Origin of the sequence: Kitasatospora sp. MY 5-36, from assembly GCF_001182915.1 — a bacterium.
Classification (GTDB): domain Bacteria; phylum Actinomycetota; class Actinomycetes; order Streptomycetales; family Streptomycetaceae; genus Kitasatospora.
Genome location: NZ_LFVW01000568.1, coordinates 1 through 7,538, shown reverse-complemented (window position 1 = coordinate 7,538; position 7,538 = coordinate 1). Strand labels below are relative to the sequence as shown.

Annotated in this window: 6 protein-coding genes; 2 read left to right on the top strand and 4 right to left on the bottom strand. The window is 73.5% G+C overall.

Going from position 1 to position 7,538, the window contains the following annotated elements; all coding sequences use genetic code 11:
- Positions 1 to 276 (top strand): hypothetical protein (locus AE652_RS30325; RefSeq protein WP_049657279.1); only part of this gene is annotated, 276 nt, incomplete at its 5' end.
- Positions 277 to 529: 253 nt separating this feature from the next.
- Entirely contained in the window at positions 530 to 3,799 is a 3,270-nt protein-coding gene (locus AE652_RS30320) for an SdrD B-like domain-containing protein (RefSeq protein WP_049657274.1), read from the top strand.
- A gap of 80 nt (positions 3,800 to 3,879) precedes the next feature.
- Here the strand turns inward: AE652_RS30320 and AE652_RS30315 are convergent, their stop codons facing one another.
- The 4 genes from AE652_RS30315 to AE652_RS30300 all read right to left on the bottom strand — a co-directional run.
- Positions 3,880 to 4,356, bottom strand: coding sequence for a hypothetical protein (locus AE652_RS30315; RefSeq protein WP_049657278.1), 477 nt, complete (start codon positions 4,354 to 4,356; stop codon positions 3,880 to 3,882).
- Positions 4,357 to 4,690: 334 nt separating this feature from the next.
- Complete coding sequence (locus AE652_RS30310; protein WP_049657273.1) at positions 4,691 to 5,443, bottom strand: choice-of-anchor P family protein; 753 nt, start codon at positions 5,441 to 5,443, stop codon at positions 4,691 to 4,693.
- Positions 5,444 to 5,589: 146 nt separating this feature from the next.
- The gene (locus AE652_RS30305; protein ID WP_063780317.1) at positions 5,590 to 6,972 is read right to left on the bottom strand and encodes a glycosyltransferase; all 1,383 of its coding nucleotides are present in this window, start codon (positions 6,970 to 6,972) and stop codon (positions 5,590 to 5,592) included.
- A partial coding sequence (locus tag AE652_RS30300) for an exosortase/archaeosortase family protein (protein WP_049657271.1) occupies positions 6,969 to 7,538 on the bottom strand: 570 nt, incomplete at its 5' end. The genes AE652_RS30305 and AE652_RS30300, both read right to left, overlap by 4 nt.

The window sequence follows — 7,538 nt, the reverse complement described above, 5'->3', positions numbered from 1 at the left end:
ACCCCCGTGCGCGAGGCCGCGCCCACCACCGTGCGCGGGGCGGCGCCCGCCGCCGGCCGGGAGCGGGTCGACCACGCCGGCCTGGAGCACGCCGGACGGCCGCACCAGGGCCGCACCACCGAGGCGGAGAAGCAGGTCGTCCAGGAGCACCTGGAGGAGATCAACGAGCGGCTCGCCGCCGAGGGCGTGCGCACGATCGACCCGGCGAACGTCGAGCACGTCACCCAGTACCGGCTGGACACCCTGGCCCGGGAGACCGGTGTGATGTTCGGCTGAGCCACCCGGGTCGCGCCGCCCGGCGCTCCGGTTGCGCCGCCCGCCGGGGGGAGCTCGGCGGGGGCGGCCCGGCCCGGCGGCCGCAAAGCCCCCCGGAACGCCGTACCGCCCCGGAACGCCGTACCTCCCCGGGCCGCCGTACCGCCCCGGGCCGCGCTGCCGCCGGGCGGGTGACCGCCGAGCAGGTGAACCGCCGCGACCGGCCCTCGTGTCGCCGACCGGTGCGCCGGGGCGATCGGCTGGACTGCCCGCTATGCGACTTCCATTCCGGACCGGGCGGATCGCCTCGGTCCTGGCGCTGGTGGCCGGCTCGCTGCTGAGCAGCAGCGTGCTGGCCCCACCGGCCCAGGCCGCGATCTCCTTCACCAAGAGCGTCGACAAGGCGACCGTCTCCCCGGGGGAGAACGTCACCTACACGCTGCGCTACACCTGCTCCATCACCGAGTGCACCGGCGGGAACATCCTCGACACCCTGCCGTCGAACATGCAGTTCCTCGGCTGGACGCCGGACCCGTCCTCGGTCGACGTGGCCGCCTCCACGGTGCCCGCCGCGGGCGCGACGGGCGGCACGATGGACATCAGGCTGAAGGACCTCAGTCCGGGCACCACCGCCACCATCACGGTGACGATGAAGTACCCGAACTTCACCACCCCGAACGGCGCCACCTCGACCAACTCGGCCACCATGTCGGCCACCGGCGAGACCTCGCAGACCGCCACCGCGAACACCACGGCCCAGGTGCAGCCGCAGTACACGGTGACCAAGGGCATCCAGACCTCCAGCAGCGACAACCGCACCGTCACCTACCAGTTCACCCCCTGCGCCACCGACAACGTGCCCAACGTCGACCTGGACAGCAGCCGGCTGCTGGACACCCTGCCGCCCGGCGCGGTGGTGGACACCGGCCGCTCGCCGGGCTGGACGCAGGTGCCGCCCGGCCCGAACACCTGGGGCTACGACATCGGCCCGTTCGTGTCCGGCAACGGGCGCGGCGGCTGCCGCAACCCGGGCGTCCTGGTGGTCAACTACCCGGCGGCCTCCTTCCCGGACGGGACCACCTCCGAGAACACCGTCGACCTGCTCGGCGCGCCGCTCACCGAGGCCGAACGGCAGCTGGACACCTCGTCCGTCACCACCAACACGTTCCAGCCCCCGGTGACCGGCGTGGTGGTGACCGCCAGCAAGGTCTGGCGCGACACCACCACCAACGGCGACCTCAACTCCTTCAGCCTGTCCGCCACCAACACCGCGGGCCCGGCCACCAGCCTCACCATCACCGACCCCGGGGCCGGCAGCACCGACGGCGTCTACAACTGGATCTTCCCGCAGTCCCTCCAGCTGGAGCCGTGGAACCCCACCAGCATCCAACTGACCCTGCAGTACCGCCTCAACGGCGACCCCACCTGGCACACCTTCACCCCGGGCACGCCGTTCAACGGCTCCACCGCACGGCGGCTCACCTTCGCCCAGGGCGCGGGCGACCCGGCCAACGACGTGCTCGGCATCCCCGCCGGGCAGTGGCTGGACGGCCTCAAGCTCACCTGGAACGGCCCGATCCCCACCGGCTGGAGCCCCGGCAACGCGGTGCAGCTGGTCACCCAGGTCGCCACCCCCGGCCACGACGGGCGCCCCGCCCCCGAGCCGCTGACCAACTGCGTGGACACCAGCGCCACCGACGGCACCACCACCGCCAACGCCAACGCCTGCGCCCGGACCACCATCACCCAGGCCACCAACCTCGGCGCCGCCAAGACCACCGTGGCCGGCGAGCTGTCCGCCCCCGGCGGCAAGGCCACCTTCCAGGTCATCCCGTACAACCGCAGCGCCCACGACCTGGACCGCCCGCTCGTCCTGTACGACCTGCTGCCCGCCGGCGTCGTCTACATCGACGGCTCGGCCCGGCCCGACCCCGACTACCCCGACGCCAAGGCCCCTTCGTCGATCACCGTGACCCCGGGCCCGGACGGGCGCCAGCTCGTCAAGATGGAATGGCCGGCCGGCGCCCCCGACTCGACGTACCTGCACGACGCCATGGCCTACCGAATGCTCTTCGACGTCCAGGTCGCCGACAGCATCCGCTCCGGCACGCTGACCAACGACGTCTACGTCACCGTCGACCAGCCCACCCACCCGGTCGCCTGCATGTACTCCGGCTCCGACAGCGGCAGCACCCCCGACGTGCTCGACCTCAACGGCAACGGCGACACCACCGAGCTGATGTGCCACGCCTCCTCGCAGATCCAGGTCGACGTGCCGGCGGTGCTGCGCTCCTACAAGGAGGTCAAGGGGGACCTCGACGCCGACTACATGACCATCGGCACCGCCACCCCCGGCGGCCAGACGTCCTGGCGGATGACCGTCCGCAACGACTCCCCGGACCCGGTCACCGACTTCATCGCCTACGACAAGCTCCCCACCCCCGGCGACAACTACGTGCTCACCCAGGACGCCCCGCGCGGCAGCGCCTGGACCCCGTCGCTCAGCCAGCCGATCACCAGCAACGACCCGACCGTGGTGATCGAGTACGCCACCGACCCCAACCCCTGCGTGAACCCGCTGCTGGTCGACCGCACCGGCTGCAACAGCGCCGCGGTCTGGAGCACCACCTTCCCCGGGCCGGGAACGGCCACCTGGTTCCGCCTCAGCCGCCCCGGCGCCCTGGCCTCCGGCGAGTCCTTCACCCTGACCTGGCCGATGGTCGCCTCCTACGACGCGCCGGAGGGCGAGTACGCCTGGAACAGCTTCGCGTACACCGCCACCGACGCCTCCGGCCGCCAGCTGCTGCCGGCCGAGCCCGCCAAGGTCGGCGTCGCGGTCAAGCGCGTCGCCCCCTCCAACAACGCGCTCGGCGACTTCGTCTGGCACGACCGGGACGGCTCCGGGATCCAGAAGCCCGGTGACGAGGGCATCCCCGGGGTCACCGTGCACCTGCTGGACGGCAACGGGCAGCCCGTACGGGACAAGGACGGCAAGCCGGTCACCACGGTGACCGACGCCACCGGGCACTACCTGTTCGACAACCTGCCGGACGGCAGCTACGCGGTGCAGTTCGACCTGACCACCCTGCCCAAGGGCGCCACCGTCACCAAGCAGCACGCCGGCACCGACCCGAGCAAGGACTCGGACGGCGACCCGACCACCGGCATCACCCAGACCGTCACCCTCAGCGGCGGGCAGCGCGACCTCGACCTCGACCTGGGCGTGATCCTCCAGACCAGCTCGCCGTCGCCCTCGCCCTCGCCGAGCCCGTCGCCGTCCCCCTCCCCGTCGCCGAGCCCGAGCCCGTCGCCGTCCCCGTCCAACTCCCCGTCCCCGTCGCCGTCACCGACGTCCTCGCCGAGCACGACGGCCACCGCGACCCCCACCCACCCCCACACCCCGAGCGCGTCGGAGAGCGGCGAGCTGCCGCACACCGGCGGCTCCTCCTCCGACACCCTGGTCGCGGCGCTCGGAGCCATCGCCCTCCTCGGCGGCGGCGTCCTCTGCTTCGTCGCCTACCGCCGCCCGGGCCGCCACAGCTGACGCCCGCCTGACACCGACCTGACACCAGTGGCGCCGCCCCACCGAGGGCGGCGCCACCGGCGCGTTCGGGGCCGGTACTCCTAGTCCAGCTGGGACAGCACGTCGGTGATCAGCCTGGTGGCGAAGTCCTCGCCGTTGCCCGAGATCCGGTTGATGTACTCCGCGAGCAGGACCACCATGGCCTCCAACGGGTTCATCTCCTCCTTCGTCCACGGTCCGTACTGGGCGCGCCAGAGGTTGGGGCTCAGGCCCGTACCGGCGGCGATGAGCAGGCCGGCCATGATGGGGATGACCTCGGGGCTGAAGGTCCTCGGCATCATCCGCATGGTGGCCACCAGGCTGGGGACCGCGTGCTCGAGCACGTCCTCCTCCTGCTTCTCGAAGGCCGTGCGCAGCCAGTTCATGTACATGTAGACGAGCGTGCAGGCGCCTTCCACCAGCGCCTCGGCCTCGCCGGGGCCGAAGGACGCGGTGAGCTGGTCGACCAGCCGCTGGTGCTCGGGGTCCGTCCCGGACTTGCCGTCGTAGATGGACTTGAGCCGGGAGTCGATCACCATGAGCGCCGCGCTCACATCGCCGACGGGAGCGTACTTGGGGTCGCAGGACGACACGGGACTCCTCCTAGAGCGGCCACGGCCGGTACGGCCGGTCGGTTCGTAGGGTAGGCGAGCGGTCGGACCGGGTCCGACGGCTCCGGCCCCAGGCACCCCGCGGTGCCGGGTACGGAGGGCCGGGGCGGACCGGCCGGGGCGGTCCGGTGGTGGTGGGACGGGCCTTCCCGTCACCCGGCGGCGGCGCCTCACACGTCAGGGCGAGGTACCTGAAGCCGGGTTGACCGCGGCGGGCGGCGGGCGGCCGGCCCCTGCTCCGGGCCGGCCGCCCTGCCTCCCGTCAGACGGCCGACGCGGCGGACCGGACGTTGCGGCGGCGGACGTAGACGGTGGCCAGGACACCGGCGAGCACCGCCCCGCCGCTCGTCCCCGCGACGGACGGGTTGATCATCGGCACGGCGGCGGCGGGCTCGGCGCCGCCGCACCGGGCGTGCCCGATGACCAGGTTGGCGCCGTTCAGCGACGGCAGCAGGGTGAGGTGGACGGCGTTGACGGTGAGGACGCCGTTGGCGTCGGTGGTCTGCTCGTTGAGGACGATCGAACCGACCAGCGGGATGCTGACCCTGGTGTTGGCGGGGGCGTTGGCCTGGAGGTTGGTCGGGATGCCGGCGACGCTGATCGACCCGCCCGCGATCAGGCCGCTGCCGGTGGCCCCGGCGGGCGTGGCGGCGCAGGTCGAGTCGACGCCGGTCAGGGAGACCGAGGCGACACCGAGGTCGAGCCCGAGCTTGTCGACCGTCGCGGAGGCCGAGGCGGTGCCGTCGACCGGGTTCCCGGCGGTGTTCGCGGTGAGCACGGAGGTGGTGGCGACCGGCCCGACGGTGAGGCCGACCAGGGTCCGGGTGCCGCCGGACGGGTACGTCGACTCCGGCGACGGCGGGACGGCGACCATCCCGCCCAGCGCCTCCGTGGAGACGACGTAGGCGTCGGCCGCCGGGGCGGGCAGCGCGGCGTACGCCGGGGACGCCACGGACAGGGCGCCGACGGCGAGGGCGGTTCCGGCGAGGACACGGTTGCGGGTACGAGTGCGCACGGGTGGGCCTTTCGGACGGGGGCACGGCGGACGGGGGTGTCCGCCGTACGGAGGGGGCAGGAAGGGGGTGGTGCGTCGACTCCGCCGACCGGCCGCGGTGTTCGGTGCGGCCGCGGCCTCACCGGCCGGGGAGAAGTCTCGGCCGCTCAGACGGTGGCGATCTCCTGGGCGGCGGGCGCGGGGGCCTGATCCGGCGGCGGCTCGGCCGTACGGGCCGTCTTCTGCCAGGAGCCCTTGCCCCGCACGATCCGCCAGAAGGCGCGGACCGCGACGAGGTAGGTGGTCGCGGCGTAGACCGCGAGCGCCAGGCCGTAGCCGAGCGCGGCCCGGCGGCTGATCCCCGGTTCGCCGCGGCGCCGGTACAGCGGCCCCCAGAGGGCGAACTCGGCGACCCCGACGACCAGGTAGAGCGCGATCAGCACGGCGCCGCCCTGGCGGAGGAAGGCGAGCACGAACTCGGGGTAGAAGACCGCGTTGTAGCCGAAGGCGGCGATCGGCACCGCGTAGACCACCAGGCCGACGACCTGGAGCCAGGGCTGGACCATGAAGTAGAGGACTTCCAGGAAGCCCGCCGTGGTGAACTCCCGGGAGCTCCAGACCCGGCGCAGGTACGGCGCGCACTGCATCGAGCCCTGCGCCCAGCGGACCCGCTGGGTGATCAACTGCCGTACGTTCCACAGGGCTTCCTGGTCCACCCAGGCGGTCGTGGTGTAGCCGTTGCGCCAGCCGGCCAGCATCATCCGCAGCCCGAGCTCGAAGTCCTCCAGCAGCGCCCGGCCCCACGGCCCGCCGCTGCCGCCCCGGTCGATCGAGCGCAGCGCGCTGAGCCGGTTGGCCTGGCCGTTGCCGCCCACGTTGACGGTCCGGGTGAGCCGGCGGGGGATCTGGATGGCGGAGATCGGCCCGCGGAACTCGATGTCCTGGAGCCGGGCCAGCAGCCGGGCGAAGCGGTTGGCCAGGCGCCCCCGGTGGGGCAGCGGCACGGCCACGTCGCGGTTGGACATCCGGACCTCGACCTGGACGGCGCCGATGGCCGGGTCGCCGAAGCAGGACGCTCCGGCGAAGGTGTCCAGCATGCCCGGGGAGGGCCGCCCGTCGGCGTCCAGGACGATCAGGACGACCCGGTCGGCGTCGGCGCCCTCCGGCAGCCGGGCTTCGAGCGCCCGGTAGGCGGCGTTCAGGGCGTCGCCCTTGCCGGTGCGCGCCCGCGGCAGCCGCCGGTCCACCAGGTGGACGGGCCGTCCCTCGGCCGCCCGGGCCCGTACCGCCTCGGCGGTCCGGTCCTCGCAGTGGTCGTCGACGACCCAGACCCGCGCCCGGGGGAAGTGCTCGGCGAGGTAGTCCAGGGTGGTGCCGATCACGGCCTCCTCGTCCCGGCAGGGTATGAGGAAGTGCCAGTCGAACCGGTCCGGATCGCCCGGGGCGTCCGGGCGGACCCGCAGGAAGTTGCGCACGATCACCGTGACGTAGGCGAGGAAGCCGATCCCCAGCACGAAGGAGAGGGAGACGGACAGGTCGAGCAGGGTCACGGCGCATCGGCCTCCGCGTCGCGGGTGGACGTTCGGGTGATCAGGAGGAGGAAGAGCAGCAGCGCGATCAGGCCGGCGGCCATCATCAGCACCGAGCCGAACAGGACGTGCGTCCAGCCGAACCCCTCGTCGCCGTAGCGGTACTGCATGGCGACGATCAGCGTCAGCCGGCCCAGGTTGGCGGCGAGGACCAGCGCGGCCGCCAGGACGAAACCCAGCAGGACCCGGGCCGGCCCGCGGGTGCCGAACAGCAGCAGGACTCCGGCCAGCAGCGCCAGTGGGGCGATCAGCAGCGCGCTGCTGCACCCGCTGGTGAGGGCGATCCCGCGCCCGAACCCGCTCGCGTCGCCGGCGTACAGCACCGGCGCGTCGGGGGCGGCGAGCAGCAGGGTCCGCAGGCCGAGCCCGTGCGAGACCACCCACCGCGCACCGGCCAACTCGTGGAACCGGTAGGCGCGTTCACCGGCGACCAGGGCCCCGCCCAGGCCCAGCAGCAGCGGTCCGGCCACTCCGGCGAGCACCCGGCCCGCCAGCGGGGCGCGGCCGGGCCGCGACAGCGGCGGGCG

Excerpts from the sequence above, each read along its gene's own strand:
- AE652_RS30320 (WP_049657274.1), top strand. The coding sequence starts at position 530 with ATGCGACTTCCATTCCGGACCGGGCGGATCGCCTCGGTCCTGGCGCTG.
- AE652_RS30315 (WP_049657278.1), bottom strand. The coding sequence starts at position 4,356 with ATGGTGATCGACTCCCGGCTCAAGTCCATCTACGACGGCAAGTCCGGG.